This is a genomic window from Pseudomonas sp. SWRI18, from assembly GCF_014268345.1.
Taxonomy (GTDB): Bacteria; Pseudomonadota; Gammaproteobacteria; order Pseudomonadales; family Pseudomonadaceae; genus Aquipseudomonas; species Aquipseudomonas cedrina.
The window spans coordinates 15,156-33,091 of record NZ_JACCQQ010000001.1 but is presented as its reverse complement, the minus strand read 5'-3'; the positions used below and the strand labels follow the sequence as shown (position 1 = coordinate 33,091).

16 protein-coding genes and 1 pseudogene are annotated in these 17,936 nt (G+C 61.4%); 8 read left to right on the top strand and 9 right to left on the bottom strand.

Going from position 1 to position 17,936, the window contains the following annotated elements:
• Positions 1–67: 67 nt before the first annotated feature.
• Genes H0Z09_RS00150 through H0Z09_RS00135 form a run of 4 tightly spaced genes read right to left on the bottom strand, consistent with a single transcriptional unit; the run spans position 68 to position 2,879 of the window.
• The gene (locus H0Z09_RS00150; RefSeq protein WP_186685773.1) at positions 68–787 is read right to left on the bottom strand and encodes a PA5502 family lipoprotein; all 720 of its coding nucleotides are present in this window, start codon (positions 785–787) and stop codon (positions 68–70) included.
• A 37-nt stretch (positions 788–824) separates the two neighbouring features.
• Positions 825–1,613 (bottom strand): zinc ABC transporter permease subunit ZnuB, encoded by a 789-nt coding sequence (znuB, locus tag H0Z09_RS00145; protein WP_186685770.1) that lies wholly within the window; start codon positions 1,611–1,613, stop codon positions 825–827.
• Complete coding sequence (znuC, locus tag H0Z09_RS00140) at positions 1,606–2,385, bottom strand: zinc ABC transporter ATP-binding protein ZnuC (RefSeq protein ID WP_186685767.1); 780 nt, start codon at positions 2,383–2,385, stop codon at positions 1,606–1,608. Before znuC ends, znuB begins: the two co-directional genes overlap by 8 nt.
• Positions 2,385–2,879, bottom strand: coding sequence for a Fur family transcriptional regulator (locus H0Z09_RS00135; protein ID WP_186686972.1), 495 nt, complete (start codon positions 2,877–2,879; stop codon positions 2,385–2,387). The genes znuC and H0Z09_RS00135 overlap by 1 nt, the downstream gene beginning before the upstream one ends.
• A 46-nt stretch (positions 2,880–2,925) precedes the next feature.
• Here H0Z09_RS00135 and H0Z09_RS00130 point away from each other — a divergent pair, with 46 nt between their 5' ends.
• Positions 2,926–3,855 (top strand): zinc ABC transporter substrate-binding protein, encoded by a 930-nt coding sequence (locus H0Z09_RS00130; protein WP_186685764.1) that lies wholly within the window; start codon positions 2,926–2,928, stop codon positions 3,853–3,855.
• Between the two features lie 127 nt (positions 3,856–3,982).
• Here the strand turns inward: H0Z09_RS00130 and H0Z09_RS00125 are convergent, their stop codons facing one another.
• A complete protein-coding gene (locus H0Z09_RS00125) occupies positions 3,983–4,936 on the bottom strand; it encodes a homoserine kinase (RefSeq protein ID WP_076952230.1) in 954 nt (317 codons plus the stop codon).
• 56 nt (positions 4,937–4,992) lie between these two features.
• Positions 4,993–5,283 (bottom strand): DUF2782 domain-containing protein, encoded by a 291-nt coding sequence (locus H0Z09_RS00120; protein WP_012721523.1) that lies wholly within the window; start codon positions 5,281–5,283, stop codon positions 4,993–4,995.
• A gap of 74 nt (positions 5,284–5,357) precedes the next feature.
• On the opposite strand from H0Z09_RS00120, the gene polA reads away from it, so the two are divergent.
• Entirely contained in the window at positions 5,358–8,150 is a 2,793-nt protein-coding gene (gene polA, locus H0Z09_RS00115; RefSeq protein WP_186685755.1) for a DNA polymerase I, read from the top strand.
• Between the two features lie 269 nt (positions 8,151–8,419).
• Here polA and yihA read toward each other — a convergent pair whose 3' ends face one another.
• Complete coding sequence (yihA, locus tag H0Z09_RS00110; RefSeq protein WP_186685753.1) at positions 8,420–9,061, bottom strand: ribosome biogenesis GTP-binding protein YihA/YsxC; 642 nt, start codon at positions 9,059–9,061, stop codon at positions 8,420–8,422.
• 195 nt (positions 9,062–9,256) lie between these two features.
• Here yihA and H0Z09_RS27235 point away from each other — a divergent pair.
• The 6 genes and pseudogenes from H0Z09_RS27235 to H0Z09_RS00085 form a co-directional block, all read left to right on the top strand.
• Positions 9,257–9,374, top strand: a pseudogene (locus H0Z09_RS27235) (cytochrome c5 family protein); the annotation flags it as partial.
• Between the two features lie 34 nt (positions 9,375–9,408).
• Positions 9,409–10,035, top strand: a complete 627-nt coding sequence (locus H0Z09_RS00105; protein WP_186685751.1) for a c-type cytochrome — start codon at positions 9,409–9,411, stop codon at positions 10,033–10,035.
• 168 nt (positions 10,036–10,203) lie between these two features.
• Positions 10,204–10,839, top strand: coding sequence for a thiol:disulfide interchange protein DsbA (dsbA, locus tag H0Z09_RS00100; RefSeq protein ID WP_057006180.1), 636 nt, complete (start codon positions 10,204–10,206; stop codon positions 10,837–10,839).
• A 10-nt stretch (positions 10,840–10,849) separates the two neighbouring features.
• Positions 10,850–11,728 carry an endonuclease/exonuclease/phosphatase family protein gene (locus H0Z09_RS00095; RefSeq protein WP_186685748.1) on the top strand — a complete coding sequence of 293 codons (879 nt, stop codon included), beginning with the start codon at positions 10,850–10,852 and terminating at the stop codon, positions 11,726–11,728.
• Positions 11,725–13,779 carry a GGDEF domain-containing protein gene (locus tag H0Z09_RS00090; RefSeq protein WP_186685738.1) on the top strand — a complete coding sequence of 685 codons (2,055 nt, stop codon included), beginning with the start codon at positions 11,725–11,727 and terminating at the stop codon, positions 13,777–13,779. The genes H0Z09_RS00095 and H0Z09_RS00090 overlap by 4 nt, the downstream gene beginning before the upstream one ends.
• Before the next feature lie 87 nt (positions 13,780–13,866).
• Positions 13,867–14,643 (top strand): N-acetylmuramoyl-L-alanine amidase, encoded by a 777-nt coding sequence (locus H0Z09_RS00085; protein ID WP_186685724.1) that lies wholly within the window; start codon positions 13,867–13,869, stop codon positions 14,641–14,643.
• Here the strand turns inward: H0Z09_RS00085 and H0Z09_RS00080 are convergent.
• Entirely contained in the window at positions 14,640–16,427 is a 1,788-nt protein-coding gene (locus H0Z09_RS00080; RefSeq protein ID WP_076952237.1) for an ATP-binding protein, read from the bottom strand. The genes H0Z09_RS00085 and H0Z09_RS00080 overlap by 4 nt on opposite strands.
• Positions 16,428–16,437: 10 nt before the next feature.
• Complete coding sequence (algB, locus tag H0Z09_RS00075) at positions 16,438–17,784, bottom strand: sigma-54-dependent response regulator transcription factor AlgB (RefSeq protein WP_064053131.1); 1,347 nt, start codon at positions 17,782–17,784, stop codon at positions 16,438–16,440.
• Positions 17,785–17,936 lie beyond the last annotated feature (152 nt).

Sequence of the window (17,936 nt, the reverse complement as noted above, 5' to 3'; positions counted from 1 at the left end):
ACATTTTGACCGCATTCTCATGTTGGAAATCGGTCAAGTGTGGGAGCGGGCTTGCTCGCGAATGGCGTCAGTCCGCCTTACGCGGAATCAGCACAACCTGCGCCGGAATATGTTTCAGGATCTGCCGGTGGATCTTCAGCTCATACCCTGAATCAATCTTCTTCACCCGTTTGGTCAGCAACGTGGCCAACCACGGGTAATCCTCGGTGCGCGGCGCCTGGATGCTCACGTCGCACTGGTAATTCACCACATCGGTGGCGATTGCATCCAGTTGGTGGCGCAACGCCTGGATATCGGTGAGGTTCAACGCCACGGTGGTGCTGGGCGCTGCCGGGTCGATGACCTTGGCGGCGGGCTTGGCTTCGGCGGCCTTCAAGGCTTGCTCGGCATTATCCAGCTCGACTTTGCGGGCATGGGTAATGGCGCTGTTGACGCCGCCGGTCAGCGCCGGCGCCTTGGGCATCAAGGCGCGGGCGCGGCTCAGGGCCGTGGCGGCGGCGTTGACATCCCCTTTTTGCAGCACGATCTGGCTGCGCTGCAGATAGGCTTCCGCCAACTGGCGCTGGTAGTTTTCCAGCGTCGGGTCGTTGGGCGACTGGGCCTGCAACGCGGCAAGCTGGTCTTCGGCGGTGGCCAGTTCACTGCTGGCCAGGTTTTGCTCCAGCTGCGCGATGGCCGCAGCACGCGGGTCCGCAGCCTCGGGCGCGGCGGGCGGTGTGCTTTGACAGGCGCCCAGCAGCAGGGAAAATGCGGCAAGGAGCAGATAACGGGAGGTGAACAGCTTCATTCCTGCGACTCTCTATTTGCGCAAAAAGCGAGCAAGTCTACACCCCTCGGCGGGGCAGGACAAAACTCAGCAGAAACAGGGCGCTGGCCGTGACCACGATCGATGGGCCGGCCGGCGTGTCTTTGAACCAGGACAGCGCCAGGCCCCCGCACACTGCAAGCATCCCCAGCAGGCTGGCGCCGACCGCCATTTGCTCCGGCGAACGGGCGTGGCGTTGGGCGGCGGCGGCCGGGATGATCAACAGCGACGTGATCAACAATACGCCGACAATCTTCATCGCGACAGCAATCACCACGGCGATCAGCAACATCAGGGCCATGCGCAGGCCTGGTACGGGCAAGCCTTCCACTCTTGCCAGTTCTTCATGCACGGTGATTGCCAGCAGCGGACGCCAGAGGGCGACCAGCAACACCAGCACGATCGCAGCGCCGCCGAGGATCCAGGCCAGATCGGTCGGGCTGATCGCCAGCAGATCACCGAACAGATAGGCCATCAGGTCGATGCGCACTTCGTGCATGAAGCTCAGCACCACCAGGCCCAGGGACAGGGTGCTCGGCGCCAGGATGCCCAGCAAGGTGTCTGAGGCCAAGGGCTGGCGTTGTTGCAGGGTCACCAGCAATACCGCCAGGAGCAGGCAGCCCACGGTCACGGCGATGGTCGGGCTCACGTCCAGCAGGAAGCCCATGGCCACGCCCAGCAGCGCGGCGTGGGACAAGGTGTCGCCAAAATAGGCCATGCGCCGCCAGACCACGAACGAGCCCAGCGGGCCCGCCACCAGCGCCAAAGCCAAGCCTGCCAGCAGGGCGTAGAGCAGAAAATCAGCCATGCTTGCAGCTATCTCCATGAACGTGTGGGGTAGACGCGTCATCCACGACGGCGCCATGCAGATCGTGGGCGTGGTCGTGATGGTGGTGATAAATCGCCAGGCTTTGTGCGTTCTTGCCGAACAGCTCGACGAACGCCGGGTCGCTGCTGACTTGTTCCGGATGGCCCGAACAGCAGACGTGACGATTGAGGCACACCACCTGGTCGGTGGTGCTCATTACCAGGTGCAGGTCGTGGGACACCATCAGCACGCCGCAGCCATGGCGGTCGCGCAGACGGGTGATCAGGCTGTACAACTCGGCCTGGCCGGCCACGTCGACGCCTTGTACGGGTTCATCAAGCACCAGCAACTCCGGCTCGCGCAGCAGGGCGCGGGCCAGCAGCACGCGCTGCATCTCGCCGCCGGAGATGCTTTGTACCGGGCTGTCGATCACCTGTTCGGCGCCGACTTCCTTGAGCGCGGCCTGGGCGCGGGCGCGGTCGACACCCGGCACCAGGCGCAGGAAGCGCAATACGGACAGGGGCAGCGTCGGGTCGACATGCAGCTTCTGCGGCATATACCCCACGCGCAGCTTGGGTTTGCGCCACACACTGCCGGTGTCTGGCTTGAGCAACCCGAGCACGGCGCGCACCAGGGTGGTCTTGCCGGCGCCATTGGGGCCGATCAGGGTGACGATCTGCCCAGGCTCCACGCTCAGCGCGATGTTATCCAGCACGTTTTGTCCGGCAAACGTGACCCCGACCTGTTCCAGGCGGATTAAAGCGTTGCTCATCAAGCCCCCTGGCAGCCCGAGCACAGGCCGACCACTTCGACCGTTTGCCCTTCGACCGTGAAGCCGACATCGGCAGCGCTCTGAATGATGGCGTCGCTGATGATTTTCTGTTCAAGCTCGATGGCGGCGTGGCACGCGCGGCAGATCAGGAACTGGCCCTGGTGCGCGTGTTCCGGGTGGTTGCAGCCAACGAAGGCATTGAGCGAGGCGATGCGGTGCACCAGGCCGTTTTCCAGCAGGAAGTCCAGCGCGCGGTACACGGTCGGCGGTGCGGCGCGACGGCCGTCCTGTTCGCTGAGCACGCCCAGAATGTCGTAGGCACCCAGCGGCTTGTGGCTTTGCCACACCAGTTCCAGCACACGGCGACGCAAGGCGGTCAGGCGCAAGCCCTTCTGCGCGCAGAGGGTGTCGGCTTCCGACAGCGCGGTATGCACGCAGTGAGAATGGTCATGGGGACGGCTGGCAAGCGGTGTTTTAGGCATGAGCGGCGACAGATATTTGATAGAGACGTTATTATGTTACCCGTTCCTACGCCATTGAGTGGTCATCGTGTCCCGACTTTTTCCCGTTTTTGTCGTATTTGTCGCCAGTTTGTTCGTAACTGGCGTTGCTCAGGCTGAGGTCAAGGTGCTGACCAGCATCAAGCCCTTACAGCTGATTGCCGCTGCTGTGCAGGACGGTGTAGCGGTGCCTGAGGTGCTGCTGCCACCGGGCGCATCGCCGCATAACTACGCGTTGCGTCCATCCGACGTACGGCGCGTGCAGTCGGTGGACCTGCTGTATTGGATCGGGCCGGATATGGAAACCTTCCTGCCGCGCGTGCTCAAAGGTCGTACGGCGGCGACAATAGCGGTGCAAGACCTGCCGGGCATGAAGTTGCGGCGTTTCGCTGAAGATAACCACTCCCACGCCGATGATGCGGACGAACATGACCACGATCATCGTCCTGGCAGCGTCGACGCTCACTTGTGGCTGTCGACAGTGAACGCCCGCGTGATTGCCGCGCGGATGGCTTCTGATCTGGCGGCTGCCGATCCGTCGAATGCTGCGCGCTACCAAAGCAATGCCAAGGCCTTCGAAGAACGCCTGGATGCCCTGGACGCTCGCCTGAAGAAGCGCCTGGCGGTGGTCGAGGGCAAACCTTACTTCGTGTTTCACGAAGCCTTCGATTACTTCGAAGACGCTTACGGTTTGAAGCATGCCGGCGTGTTCAGCGTTGCCGCTGAAGTACAGCCCGGCGCCCAGCACGTGGCGGCGATGCGCACGCGATTGCAGGAAGTGGGCAAGACCTGCGTGTTCAGTGAGCCACCGCTGCGGCCGCGTTTGGCTGAAACGCTGGTGGCTGGCCTGCCGGTGAAGCTGGCGGAGCTGGATGCGTTGGGCGGGTATACGCCGGCTACGCCTCAGGGTTACGAGCAACTGCTGGAGAAGTTGGGTAACGACTTGGCCGGATGCCTGGAGTCGCTCTGACAGGCCGACGCATAACCCATGTGGGAGCGGGCTTGCTCGCGAATGCGGTAGATCGGTCAAAGATGTACTGACTGACACACCGCCTTCGCGAGCAAGCCCGCTCCCACATTTTTTACCGAGTTGAGTTCTAGAGGGCGAACGGCAGTTGAACTGTAACCTGCTGACGCTGCATCAGCCGATGCTCGAACTCCGCCGGGTCATGGATCAATACATCCTGCCCGGCAAATGACTCTGCAGCGATCAGGCGAGACAGCCAGAACCGCACACACGCCACGCGCAACATCGTCGGCCACAGCTCGGCCTCCCTGGCGGTGAACGGCCGCAAGCCCGCATAAGCGCCCAGCAACGCGCGGGCGCGTGGCCCGTCAATCACGCCCTGTGCATCCGAACACCAGTCATTCAAGGCGATCGCCACGTCGTACAGCATCGGGCCGGAGCAGGCGTTGTAGAAATCGATCAGGCCGGTGAGGTGCGTGCCTTCGAACATCGCGTTGTCGCGGAACAAGTCAGCGTGAACGTTGGCGCGCGGCAGGGCGAGGATGTCGGCTTTGTGTGCCTGGATCTCCGTCAGTGCCGCCTGCAGCAGGCGCTGCTGTGCATCGTTCAAGTGCGAAATCAGTTGCGCACCTTCGCTGAGCATCCAGTCCAGCCCGCGATCGGTCTTGCGTTCCAGCACCTTTTCGCCTTGTGTCGCCAGATGCAGATGGCCAAGCAGGTCGCCCACTTGGGCGCAGTGCTGGGCATTGGCGTCCTTGATGTGCTTGCCGGCCAGGCGCGGTTGCAGCAATGCCGGTTTTCCTTTCAGTTCGCGCAGAGCCACGCCGTCGGTTGTGCGCAGAGCGTAAGGCACCGGCAGGTCGGCGTCGTGGAGCACGTCGAGCAGTTCGATGAAGAACGGCATTTCCACGACCGGGCCACGCTCAACCAGGGTCAGGACGAACTCGCCCTGCTCCAGGCTGATAAAGAAATTGGTGTTTTCGCTACCGGCGGCAATCCCCTGGAAGTCGAGCAGGCGGCCGAGCCCATAAGGGGCGAGAAAGGTTTCCAGCTCGGGCCGAGCCAGGGGGGTGAACACAGACATGGTTAAAACTGCCAGTACGGGCGCCGCTGTGTGCGGCGCCAATTGAAGTTAAGAAATCATTTCCATTCGAAGATCTTCCATGACGGGATCAGCATATCCGGCTGGTCAGAGCGGATGAAGTTCGCGTCGGTTCCGTCCGCGCGCACCAGGAAATACGGTGGCGCACCCTTCGGGGTGACCTTGATCGCGTACAGGAAACCGTTCTGGCGGTACTCCTGGATGGTCTTGTCGCCTTCCGTGCGAATGGTAACTTCCGGGTCACCGCCAGGTGCATCGTCTGCCGCCATGGCAGCCATCGGAGCGAGTGCAATCAAGCCGGTCAACAGCAGGCGATTGAATGTACGCATGATAACCTTGTCCCTTTGTCGTCATTGGTCCGGCTATTCTAGCGCCTGACCCGCCGAAAAGGTTGATTCTGCTCATGAGCCACGCACCCCTCGTCCTGGTGGACGGTTCTTCTTATCTGTACCGCGCCTTTCATGCACTGCCACCGCTGACCACCTCCAAAGGCCTGCCCACCGGTGCGGTCAAGGGCGTGTTGAACATGCTCAAGAGCCTGCGCAAGCAGTACCCGGACAGCCCGTTCGCGGTGGTGTTCGACGCCAAGGGTGGGACCTTTCGCGATGATATGTACGCCGAATACAAGGCCAACCGCCCAAGCATGCCCGATGACATGCGCCTGCAGATCGAGCCCTTGCACCAGAGCGTAATCGCCCTGGGCTTCCCGCTGCTGTGCGTCGAGGGCGTCGAGGCCGATGACGTGATCGGCACCCTGGCCCGCAGCAGCGCGGCCGCCGACCGTCCCGTGGTGATTTCCACCGGTGACAAAGACATGGCGCAGCTGGTGGACGGGCACATTACCTTGGTCAACACCATGACCGGTAGCGCGATGGACGTGGAGGGCGTAAAGGAGAAATTCGGCGTCGCTCCGGAGCAGATCATTGATTATCTGGCGTTGATGGGCGATTCGTCCGACAACATTCCGGGCGTTCCCGGCATCGGCCCGAAAACCGCGTCCGGCTTGTTGGTTGGCGTCAATGGCGGCCTCAAGGAGCTCTACGAGCAGCTCGATATTGTGCCGACCCTGCCTATTCGCGGCGCCAAGACGTTGCCGGCCAAGCTTGAAGAGCACAAGGAGATGGCGTTCCTTTCCTATCAGTTGGCGACGATCAAGATCGATGTGCCGCTGGACGTTGGCCTGGACGACTTGCACCTGATCGAGCCGGACCGCGAGAAACTCCTGGAGCTTTACACCCTGCTGGAATTCAAGAGCTGGATCGATGAGATCCAGCGCGATGCCAAACGTATCGAGCTCAAGACGCCGACCGTTGCGCCTGCGGCAGAAGCGGTCGTTGAGGCTGTCGCGGCGGTTGCCGTGGAAACTGTTTACACCACCATCCTCGACCAACCCACTTTTGACCTTTGGTTGAAGAAGCTCAACGACGCAAAATTGTTTGCCTTCGACACCGAAACCACCGGGATCGACGCCCAGAAGGCGCAGCTGGTCGGGGTTTCATTCGCCGTGCAGCCCCATGAAGCGGCCTACGTTCCGCTGGCCCATGCCTACGTCGGTGCACCGGAGCAGTTGGACCGCGACACGGTGTTGCTGGCCCTTAAGCCGCTGCTGGAAGACCCGACCAAGCTCAAGGTCGGCCAGCACGCCAAGTTCGACATGAACATCCTGGCCAACTGCGCCATCGGCGGCGACCCGGCTCAGGGCATTACCCTGCGTGGTATCGCCTTCGACACCATGCTTGAGTCCTATGTGCTGAACGCCACCGCAACCCGGCATGACATGGACAGCCTGGCCAAGAAATACCTCGACTATGACACCGTCACTTTCCAGGACATCGCCGGCAAGGGCGCCAAACAGCTGACCTTCGACCAGATCGCACTGGAGCAGGCGGGGCCTTATGCGGCGGAGGATGCGGATGTGACCTTGCGCCTGCATCAGGCATTGCATGCGCAACTGGCGGCCATTCCGAGCCTGGCCAGTGTGCTGGCGGACATCGAGATCCCGTTGGTGCCGGTGCTGGCGCGCATCGAGCGCCAGGGGGCGCTGGTTGACAAGGAACTGTTGGGTATCCAGAGCATCGAGCTGGGCAACAAGATGGTCGAACTCGAGCGCCAGGCGTTCGAGATCGCCGGCGAGGCGTTCAACCTGGGTTCGCCCAAGCAGCTCGGCGCGATTCTGTACGAAAAGCTTGGCATGCCCGTGTTGAAGAAAACCGGCAAGGGCCAGGCGTCGACCGCCGAAGAAGTGCTGGCCAAGCTGGCCGAAGATGACTATCCGCTGCCCAAGGTGCTGATGCAGTACCGCAGCATGAGCAAGCTCAAAAGCACCTACACCGACCGCCTGCCGGAGCAGATCAACCCGCGCACCGGGCGGGTGCATACCTCCTACCACCAGGCGGTGGCGGCAACCGGGCGTTTGTCGTCCAGTGACCCGAACCTGCAGAATATCCCAGTGCGCACCGCCGAAGGGCGGCGGATCCGCCAGGCGTTTATCGCGCCCAAGGGTTACAAGCTGTTGGCGGCGGACTATTCGCAGATCGAGCTGCGGATCATGGCGCACCTGTCCAAGGACGAAGGGCTGATGAACGCGTTCCGCCACAACCTCGATGTGCACACGGCAACGGCCGCCGAGGTATTCAAGGTCGAGTTGGGCGAGGTTACCTCTGACCAGCGCCGCAGTGCCAAGGCGATCAACTTTGGTTTGATCTATGGGATGGGCGCGCAGAAGCTGGGCAAGGACATCGGCGTCGACACCAAGACGGCCAAGGCTTACATCGATGTGTACTTCGCCCGCTATCCCGGGGTTCGCGAGTACATGGAGCGCACCCGCGCCCAGGCTTCCGATCAGGGCTATGTCGAAACCTTCTTCGGGCGCAGGCTGTACCTGCCCGATATCCACTCCAACAAGCCGCAGGAGCGCGCGGCCGCGGAACGTACCGCGATCAACGCGCCGATGCAGGGCACGGCGGCGGACATCATCAAGAAAGCCATGGTGCGGGTGGACGACTGGCTCACCGAGTCGGGCCTGGATGCCAGGGTTATCCTGCAGGTGCACGATGAACTGGTGCTGGAGGTGCGTGAGGACCTGGTGGCCGACGTCAGCGAGAAGATTCGCGAGCATATGAGCGCCGCTGCCCAGTTGGACGTACCGCTGCTGGTGGAGGTGGGCGTGGGTAATAACTGGGACGAGGCACACTGATCACTGTGCTCTGCCACCTCATTGCGGGGTGGCAGGTTGGGTGTGTACGGGATCAGCCGTCAGTTATTTCCAATAGTTTTTTGAACCCGCCGGAACTTAACCTGTGAACCGCTACTCAGAGTTACTGAATGGGTGGTGAAGCCCTTCAATGCTCCTATGTTGTGTTAAGTGTTGGCAGATATCCAGACCCCGCCCTAGCGGTTTGGAACTTGAACCCCGAACTTCCCCTCCCCATACGAAGTCCGGGGTTTTTTTTGTCCGCAGAAAAGTTATTCCGCGAGTTCCGCGCCCTTGTCCGCCAATTCCATCCAGCCGGCCAGCACGGTGTAAGCGTCTTCCAGCCCCATGCGCTTTGGCGCCGAGAACAGCTGGATAGTGATCGCGTCACCCCAGCCTTTACGAATGTCGGACTGTACTTTGAGCAGGGTGTTCTTCGCGGCGCCGTAGGTCAGCTTGTCGGCCTTGGTCAGCAGGATATGCATCGGCATGCCGCTGGCCACCGCCCAGTCGAGCATCAACAGGTCGAAGTCGGTCATCGGATGGCGGATGTCCATCATCAGGATCAGACCCTTCAAACTCTCGCGGCCACCTAGGTAAGCCTCCAGATGACGCTGCCAGTGCAGCTTCAGCGGGATAGGTACTTTTGCATAACCGTAGCCCGGCAGGTCGACCAGACGCCGATCATCGTCTAGCTTGAAGAAGTTGAGGAGCTGTGTGCGGCCCGGGGTTTTCGAGGTGCGTGCCAGGCTGGCGTGAGTCAGGGTGTTCAGCGCGCTGGATTTGCCGGCATTGGAACGACCGGCGAAGGCGACTTCAAAGCCTTCGTCATCGGGGCATTGGTCAACTTTGGCGGCGCTGAGCATGAACGTGGACTGTTGGCACAGGCCGAGGATGGGATTCTTGAGTTGCATGAGTTTTCCGATGTGGGCGGTGCCGAAAAAGGGTGCGGCAAGCGGTGTCGTTTCCGTTTCAGTAGCGCCAGTATATAATGCCGCAGATTTTGTGTGTGCTTTGTCCCAGCGAAGGATGAGGTTCACGGGAGCGAAAGACCTTTATTGCGCATTAGAACGCAAAACGCTCTCAAACCCTGAATTGATCGACACATGATCAAGTGGTTGCCCCAGGGTTTCAAGGCAATGCCGCCGCGTGGTTTTGTGCAAGGACTGCAGTACTGAGGATTACCAGGCCATCGTTGAGTGGGTGGTGAGTAAACCCGGTAGATAACTCTTAAACCCCTTAGCCGTAGTTGGATTAGCTGATGAACAAACTGATCGTGAGTCTGCTGTTGACCTTGGGCATCACAGGCGCTGGCGTCGCTGCAGAGGGCCCCCTTAAAGGTGATGCCGCTGCCGGTCAAGCGAAAGCCGCCGTCTGTGGTGCTTGCCATGGGCCGAATGGTAACAGCCCGGCACCGAACTTCCCCAAACTGGCCGGCCAGGGCGAGCGTTACCTGACCAAGCAGATGCAGGATATCAAGAGCGGCAAGCGCACAGTCCTGGAAATGACGGGCTTGCTGACCAATACCAGCGATCAGGACATGGCGGATATCGCGGCTTACTTCGCCAGCCAGAAAGGCAGTGTGGGAGCTGCCGATCCGAAACTGGTGGCTCGCGGAGAGAAACTGTTCCGCGGTGGCGACCTGGAAAAAGGCCTGCCTGCCTGCACCGGTTGCCACTCGCCAAACGGCGCCGGTATCGCAGCCGCTGGCTTCCCGCACTTGAGTGGCCAGCATGCCACTTACATCGCCAAGCAGTTGACCGATTTCCGCAAGGAAGAGGCCGGGCGAGCCAATGATGGCGATGCGATGATCATGCGCACCATCGCCCGCAAGCTCAGTGATGAAGACATCGCGGCGGTCTCCAGCTACATCCAGGGCCTGCACTGAGGTGTACGCAACGTTAACACTCGATTAATCCGGTGATGCAAGCATAAAAAGGGTGGCCCAGGCCGCCCTTTTTTGTGGCCGGTGCCGTTACACTAACGAACTCATGCCCGCGCAGGCCTGTCACAACAAAGGTCGCGTGAGGCGACTTTATTTGTCCAGGAGTAAAGCATGCGTAATCTGATCCTCAGCGCCGCTCTCGTCACTGCCAGCCTTTTCGGCATGACCGCACAAGCTGCCGACGTGCCGCTTGAAGCCGGTAAAACCTATGTCGAATTGGCCAACCCGGTTCCGGTTTCTGTGCCTGGCAAGATCGAAGTGGTGGAGCTGTTCTGGTACGGCTGCCCGCATTGCTACGCCTTTGAGCCGACGATCAACCCGTGGGTTGAGAAACTGCCCAAGGATGTGAACTTCAAACGTATCCCGGCCATGTTCGGTGGCCCGTGGGATGCCCACGGCCAATTGTTCCTGACCCTGGAAGCCATGGGTGTGGAGCACAAGGTGCACAACGCCGTGTTCAACGCGATCCAGAAGGAAGGCAAGCGCCTGACCAAGCCGGACGAAATGGCTGACTTCGTTGCCACCCAGGGCGTGGACAAGGACAAATTCCTCGCCACCTTCAACTCCTTCGCAATTCAGGGCCAGATCAAGCAGGCTAAGGAACTGGCGCAGAAGTATGGCGTGCAAGGCGTACCGACCATGATCGTCAACGGCAAATACCGTTTCGACCTGGGGACTACCGGTGGTCCTGAGGCAACCCTCAACGTCGCTGACCAACTGATCGCCAAAGAGCGCGCAGCCAAGTAAGGGGCCCGTCATGCGCCGCTGGGGTACCGAACGTGTGGTTGGCCTGCATGATGCGCAGGTCAACGAACATCACCTGGAAACCACAGGCCTGCCGCCGGACAGCCGCCTGCGCCTGCTGAGCTTCAATATCCAAGTAGGCATCAGTACCGAGAAGTATCGGCACTACCTCACCCGTGGCTGGCAGCATTTGCTGCCTCACAATGGGCGTGCCGGCAACCTGCAGAAGATCGGCAACCTGTTGCATGACTTTGACCTTGTCGCGCTGCAGGAAGCCGACGGCGGCAGCATGCGCTCCGGTTACATCAACCAGGTGGAGCACCTGGCTCAGCTCGGCGCCTTCCCGTATTGGTACCAGCAACTCAATCGCAACCTCGGGCGCCTGGCCCAGCACAGCAATGGTGTGCTCAGCCGTTTGAAACCCTCCGCAATCGAAGACCATCCGCTGCCTGGGCCCAAGGGTCGAGGCGCGATCCTCGTGCGGTTTGGCGAAGGCCCGGAGGCCCTGGTCGTGGTGATGATGCATCTGGCGTTGGGTGCACGCACCCGCACGATGCAGCTGGCCTACATCCGCGAGCTGATCGGCAATTACAAACACCAGGTGCTGATGGGTGACATGAACACCCACGCCAGCGACCTGTTGCTCAATTCTCCATTGCGCGACCTCGGGCTATTGGCGCCGCAAGCCGAAGCCACGTTCCCGAGCTGGCGCCCGCAGCGCTGTCTTGACCATATCCTGCTCAGTCCTACCCTCACCCTTGAGAGTGTGCAGGTGCTGGCGCAGCCCATCTCCGACCACCTGCCGGTCGCGGTCGAGATTCGTCTGCCGGGTTCGCTCACGGCTGATGCGTTGCCCGCGTTGAGCCCAGGCACCGGCGGGCCCCTTGCATGAGCGACGACGCCCAGCGTTGGAAAGAGAAATACCTTAAAAGCATCGAGCAGCAAGAAAAGCTCGAACGCCGCTGGGCCGCCCGCCTCGACCTGCTGCGTCGCGGGCTGGTGCGCAGCACGCTGGCCGCTGAAGGCACCGACCTGGCGGTAGACCAATGCATGAAGGAAATGCGTGACGTCGTGCGCACGGATGATATGGACGCCGCCCTCGCCGCGTTGCTGCCGCGCCTGGAAAAGGCCGTGCTGGATTCGGAGCAGCGCCGCGAAACCCGCATCGACCAGATGAGTACCGCGCTGACGTCCCTGGTTGCGCAGCTGCAAAAGCTGCCATTACCCCGCGAGGTCGCCCGGCCGCTGAAAACGTTCGCCAAACAGCTGGACGGGCGTGTCGGCCAGGCGCGCGAGATGCCCTTGTTGCTCAGCGAACTGAGCGGCCTGCAAGGCCAGGCGCTGAACAACCTGGAGCCGGACGGCGAAACCACGCGCCCAGGGCCGGGGCTTTTACAGCGTCTGTTTGGTACCAAAGATGTGTCGAACGAGGCGGTGACAAACGAGCCGTCGCCCGGCCCGGTACCGCAAGCGGCTGTGGCCAGGCCTGCCGCTGAACCTGCGGCCGAGCCCGCACCGCCCGAGCAATCGCAAGAGCTGACGCAAGCCTTGCGCGCCTTCGCGCCGCAGCCTGAAGCGGTAGCCCCGGCATCCGAGCCGGCTTCACCCGTAAAGGCTGCCCAAAGCGCCAGTGAAACTTTTGCCTATGAGGCCCCGGTGCAGGCAGCCCCTGTCGGCGCGTCTGTAGTACCTGTCGAGCCTGAACCTGCGGTAGAAGAACCGGCGCCGCAAAGCGCTCTCGCGGCCTTTATCGAAACGCCTGAAGTGCCAGTCGAAGTACTGGATGAGACGGTCATCGGCAGCCTCTCGCTCCCGCCTGTGCTGGAAGCCGAGGAGTCCGACACCGACGAATTGCACTCGGACGGCCCCTATTCCTTGCCCGACTCGCCGGAGCCGTCCTACAGCTCCGTGGCCAAGCACATCGAAGACACCCTGCTCGGCCTGCTCGACGAGCTGGCATTGCCTGAGCGCCATCAACCCCAGGCCGAAGCCATGCGAGAGCGCCTGGCCCACGGGCTGAACTGGTACGAGCTGCTGCCCATTCTCGACGACTTGGCCATCTTGATGCTGGCGATCACCGACAGCGGCCAGCATGAGTTCGAGGCTTACCTCAAGCAGCTTAACGAGCGCCTCGAAGCGTTCCAGGGGCATCTACAGGTTGCCAGCGACGGCCACGCCGATAGCCGTTCCGCCGCCCGAGAGCTGGACACGCAAATCCGCGAACAGGTCGACGGCCTGCAAAGCAGCGTGCAGGAAGCCGCCGACCTGGACAGCCTCAAGCACGTACTGGAAAGCCACCTGGAAGGCCTGCTGGGCACCATGGACGAGCATCAGCAGCAGCGCGACCAGCGTGAGCAGGAAACGGCGGCGCGCCTGAAGGGCCTGGCCGAGCGCGTTGCCAATATGGAACAGGAAGCCCAGGGCTACCGCGAGCACCTGGAGGTGCAACGCCAGAAGGCCCTGATCGATCCGCTTACGGGCCTGCCGAACCGCGCAGCCTGGAGCGAGCGCCTCGATCATGAGGTCAATACCTGGCACCAGCGTGGTAACAGCCTGTCACTGGCGATGCTGGACCTGGATCACTTCAAGCGCATCAACGATGGCTACGGTCACCTGGCGGGTGACAAAGTGCTGAAAATCATCGCCAGCGTGCTGCACAAGCGCCTGCGCCCCGGCGACTTCATTGCGCGCTTTGGCGGTGAAGAGTTTGTACTGCTGATGCCTGACTCGTCCTTGACGCAGGCGCTGGCGGCGGGTGAGGCGTTGCGCGCAGCCATTGAAGCGTGCCCGTTTCACTTCAAGGGCGAGCCGGTGACGATCACCGTGTCGATGGGCGTGGCGCAGTTCCAGCCGGGCGAGCGCAGTGACGTGGCGCTCAAGCGCGCAGATGCGGCGTTGTACCGGGCCAAGGCGGCGGGGCGTAATCAGGTTCAAGCCGCCTGAAAGTGTTCCATTGTGTAATTTGACCGCGTGTTCGCGGGCGGTACGTTACACTGTTGCATTATCGTCTTCAGCGTAATGTCTTCCGCCATGAAATTCTTGTACGTCGCCTTTGTGGTTCTTTTGCTTGCGGGTTGCGCCAGCGGCCCACGCCTGGACACCAATCATCCTTCGGTCAATTACGATAACCGCGTGCAGTTCGTGATTGTCCACTACACCTCTACCAACCTGGAGCGCTCCCTGGCGTTGCTCACCCACGGACAGGTCAGCAGTCATTACCTGATCGGCGACGACGCCGGCGCCACTATCTATAAGTTGGTGGACGAGAGCCAGCGCGCCTGGCACGCCGGCGAAAGCGAGTGGATGGGCCGTACCTGGCTCAACTCCAGTTCCATCGGTATCGAGATCGTGAACCCCGGCTACAAGGACACGCCGACTGGCCGCCTGTGGTATCCGTATTCTGAAGCGCAGGTGAAATCCTTGGTGGTGTTGCTCAAGGACATCAGCAAGCGCAACGGCATCGACCCGAAGAACATCATTGGCCACAGTGATATCGCGCCGCTGCGCAAGCTGGACCCAGGTCCCTTGTTCCCATGGAAGCGTCTTGCCGCTGAAGGGCTGGGTGTTTGGCCGGATGCTCAAGCGGTTGCACGTTTCCAAGTGCAATACGCTACCGAGTTGCCGAGCATCACTTGGTTCCAGGAAGAGTTGGCGCGCTTGGGCTACCAGACGCCCCAGACCGGCGAGCTGGATGTGGCCACGCGTCATGTGATTGCGGCGTTCCAGATGCATTTCCGGCCGTCGCTGTTTGACGGTACGCCCGATGCGGAAAGCGCCGCGATCCTGCGTGCCTTGAACCGGCGCTAGAGCGGCAACGCCATATAGAACTGAGTGCCCTGCCCCGGCCGTGAATACACGCCCATGCGGCCGCCGTGCAATTGCACGATCTCCTTGCACAGCGCCAGGCCCAGGCCGGCGCCGCCCTTTTTGCGGCCCACCTGCACGAACGGTTCGAAGATCCGCCCCTGCTGCCCATAGGCGATGCCTTCGCCGTTATCTTCGACGCTGACAATTACCCGCTCGCCATGGCGGCGCGCTTGCAGGCGAATCTGCCCGCCCGCAGCGGTATGGCGCAGGGCGTTGCCCAACAGGTTGTCGAGTACCCGCTCCAGTTGTGCCTGGTCCGCGTATAGGCGGGGCAAGTCGGGTTGAGTTTCTACCAGCAATTCGATGTTTTGCGCGTTGGCCGGTTCGACGAAGCGCGCACGGGCATGCTCCAACAGGTCGGTCACGTCGCACGGGCCCAGCGTGAGTTTCTGCAGGCCGTTCTGGTAGCGCGAGAAGTTGAGCAGGTCGTTGATCAACTGCATCAGGCGCTGCATCTCTTCATTGACCGTATCCAGCAGGTCCGCTTCACGGGACTCGGCAGGGAACTTGGCGCGTTCGCGGAAGAGCCCGAACGCCATGTGCATGCCGGTGACTGGTGTACGCAGCTCATGGGAGGCGCGTAATACAAACTCGCTGCGCACCCGCTCGAAGGCGCGTTGTTCGGTGACATCATGCAGCACCATCACCGCACCGAGAATATGCCCCTGGGTATGGCTCACGGGCGTCAGGCTGTAGGTCAGCAGGCGCAATTCGCCTTCGACTTCCACCTCGAGGTCGTCCGGTGCCCGCTCCAGATTGCCGCCACGCAGGACCAGTTGCAGTTGGTCGTCCAGTTCCGGACGCGCCAGCGCCTCGCCAAGGCCCTGGCCGAGACGCTCCTCGTCCCAGCCCAACTGGCGCTGGGCCACCGGGTTGAGGTGCTCGAGACGGCCTTGGCGGTCAATCATCAACAGGCCATCGTCAATGCTGTCGAGCACGGCCTGCAGGCGCTGTTGGCCGGCCAGCAGCTCATCGACATTGGTCGCCTGATGCTGGCGCAACGCCTCGGCCATGATGCCGAAGCGGCGCGTGAGTTGGTTCATTTCCGCTGCCGACGAGATCGGCAGCGTCACTTCGAAATCACCTTGGCCGATCTTGTCCGCCGCCTTGGCCAGCGCTTCGATCGGGCCGCCGAAACGTCGAGCGATGCCATGGGCGGTGACAAAGCCAATGATCAGCACCGCGATTCCCACCAAGCCCAACAGCCCGGCGATCAGTAAAGCGCGGGCCTGGGACTTGTGCTCGCTCGTGTTGATGGTTTCCAGGGCTCGTTTATGCTCGGCGATCAAGCCGTTGCGTAACACGTTGAACGTTTGGGTGAGACGCTCGTTATTACCACTGACCAACGAGGCAGGTTGGGATTCTTCAAACGCTTTCAGAAAATTCAGATAGTCGACGCGCGCGCGGCTGAATCCGCTGGTCCTGCCGTCCTCCCGCTCGTGGGCGATGCCCTGGTCCAGCAACTCGAAGTATTGCCGCTTGGAAGCCTCCAGCGCTTTTGGATTGGGGCGTTCTACAAGCATCAGAATCAACTGGTCACCGAGGCTCTGGCGCAGTTTCAGCCCGAGCTCCAGCGTGACGAAATTACTGCGGATCAGGGACTCCTGGGTCTTGGCCATTTGCATGACGCTGACCAAGCCCAGGATCAGACCCAACAGGGCGACGGTGATCAGCGCTGAGATACTCAGGAACAACCGAGTGCGCAGTTTCATCGCTAACTTCATAGGGTACAGCTCACAGGTTGTACTGTTTGCGTTTGCGGTACAGGGTCGACGCATCGATACCCAGCGTGCGAGCCGCCTGGTCCAGGGTGTCACTGGTGGCCAGCACCGCGCCGATATGGGCTTTCTCCAGTTCGTCCAGGCTCAGCGCCGCGCCGATACGCGGCGCGTTGTTGGTCGGTTGCTCGGCCATCCCGAGGTGGCTGATTTCTACCTTCTCTTGGGGGCAAATGATGCTGGCGCGCTCCACCACGTTGCGCAGCTCGCGGATATTGCCGGGCCAACGGTAGTTGAGCAGCGCTTCGCGTGCTTCATCACTGAAGCCGCGCGCCGGCCGCGCGTATTCCTTGACGAAGCGCGCCAGGAAGCGGTCAGCCAAGGTCAGGATGTCTTCACTGCGCTCGCGCAGCGGTGGCAGGTGCAAGGTGATGACGTTCAGGCGATACAGCAAATCCTCGCGGAAACGGCCGTCGCGCACCATGTCTTCCAGGTTCAGGTTGGTGGCGGCCAGGATGCGGACATCGGCCCGGCGAGTGACCGGGTCACCCACGCGTTCGTATTCCTTGTCCTGGATAAAACGCAATAACTTGGGTTGCAACGTGAGTGGAAAGTCGCCGATCTCGTCGAGAAACAGCGTACCGCCGTCCGCTTGGTTGACGCGGCCCAAGGTGCTTTCACTGGCGCCGGTAAACGCGCCACGGCTGTGGCCGAACAGCTCGCTTTCCATCAGCTCCGCGGTCAGCGAAGGGCAGTTGATGGTCACGCAGGATTTCTTCGAGCGCTTGCTCCAGCCGTGAATGGCTCGGGCCAATTCACCTTTACCGGTACCGGACTCGCCGAGGATCAGAATGTTGGCGTCCGTCCCGGCGACCTGACGCGCGGTTTCCAGCACCACCATCATCGACGGACTGTGGGAGTCGAGGCCATCCTTGGGTTGGCGTACCGCGCCTTCAAGGGCTTCGAGGCGCGCAGAGAGTTGACGCACTTCAAGCTGCTTGGCAGTCGCCAGGCGCAGTTGGTCCGGGCTGCAGGGTTTTACCAGATAATCGGCGGCACCTGCCTGGATCGCATCAACGGCAGTGTCGACCGCTGAATGCGCGGTGACAATCACCACGCGCATCCACGGCGCCTGGATCCGCATCTGGGCCAGCACGTCCAGGCCGTTGTCTTCGCCCAAGCGAAGGTCGAGAAAGCACAGGTCGAACACCTGGCGTTGCATCAGGGTATCGGCCTGGGCTGCGCTGTTCGCGGTCGCGACGGTGTAGCCCTCATCTTCCAGGCAATAACGGAAGGTGCGAAGGATCGCGGATTCGTCATCCACTAAAAGAATACGGCCTTGAAGTTCCTTGGCTGATTCCATGTGTCCCGCGCTCCTTAACTATGAATGATGGTGTTTAGTCCCGGAATAATCGGGCAAGTTGCATGGTTTATTCTGATCGATAAAAAGCAGCTTCGTACAGGTATCTGCACGCCTCATACAAAGGCCTTGCCTGATGGCGTTTTCATATCGTC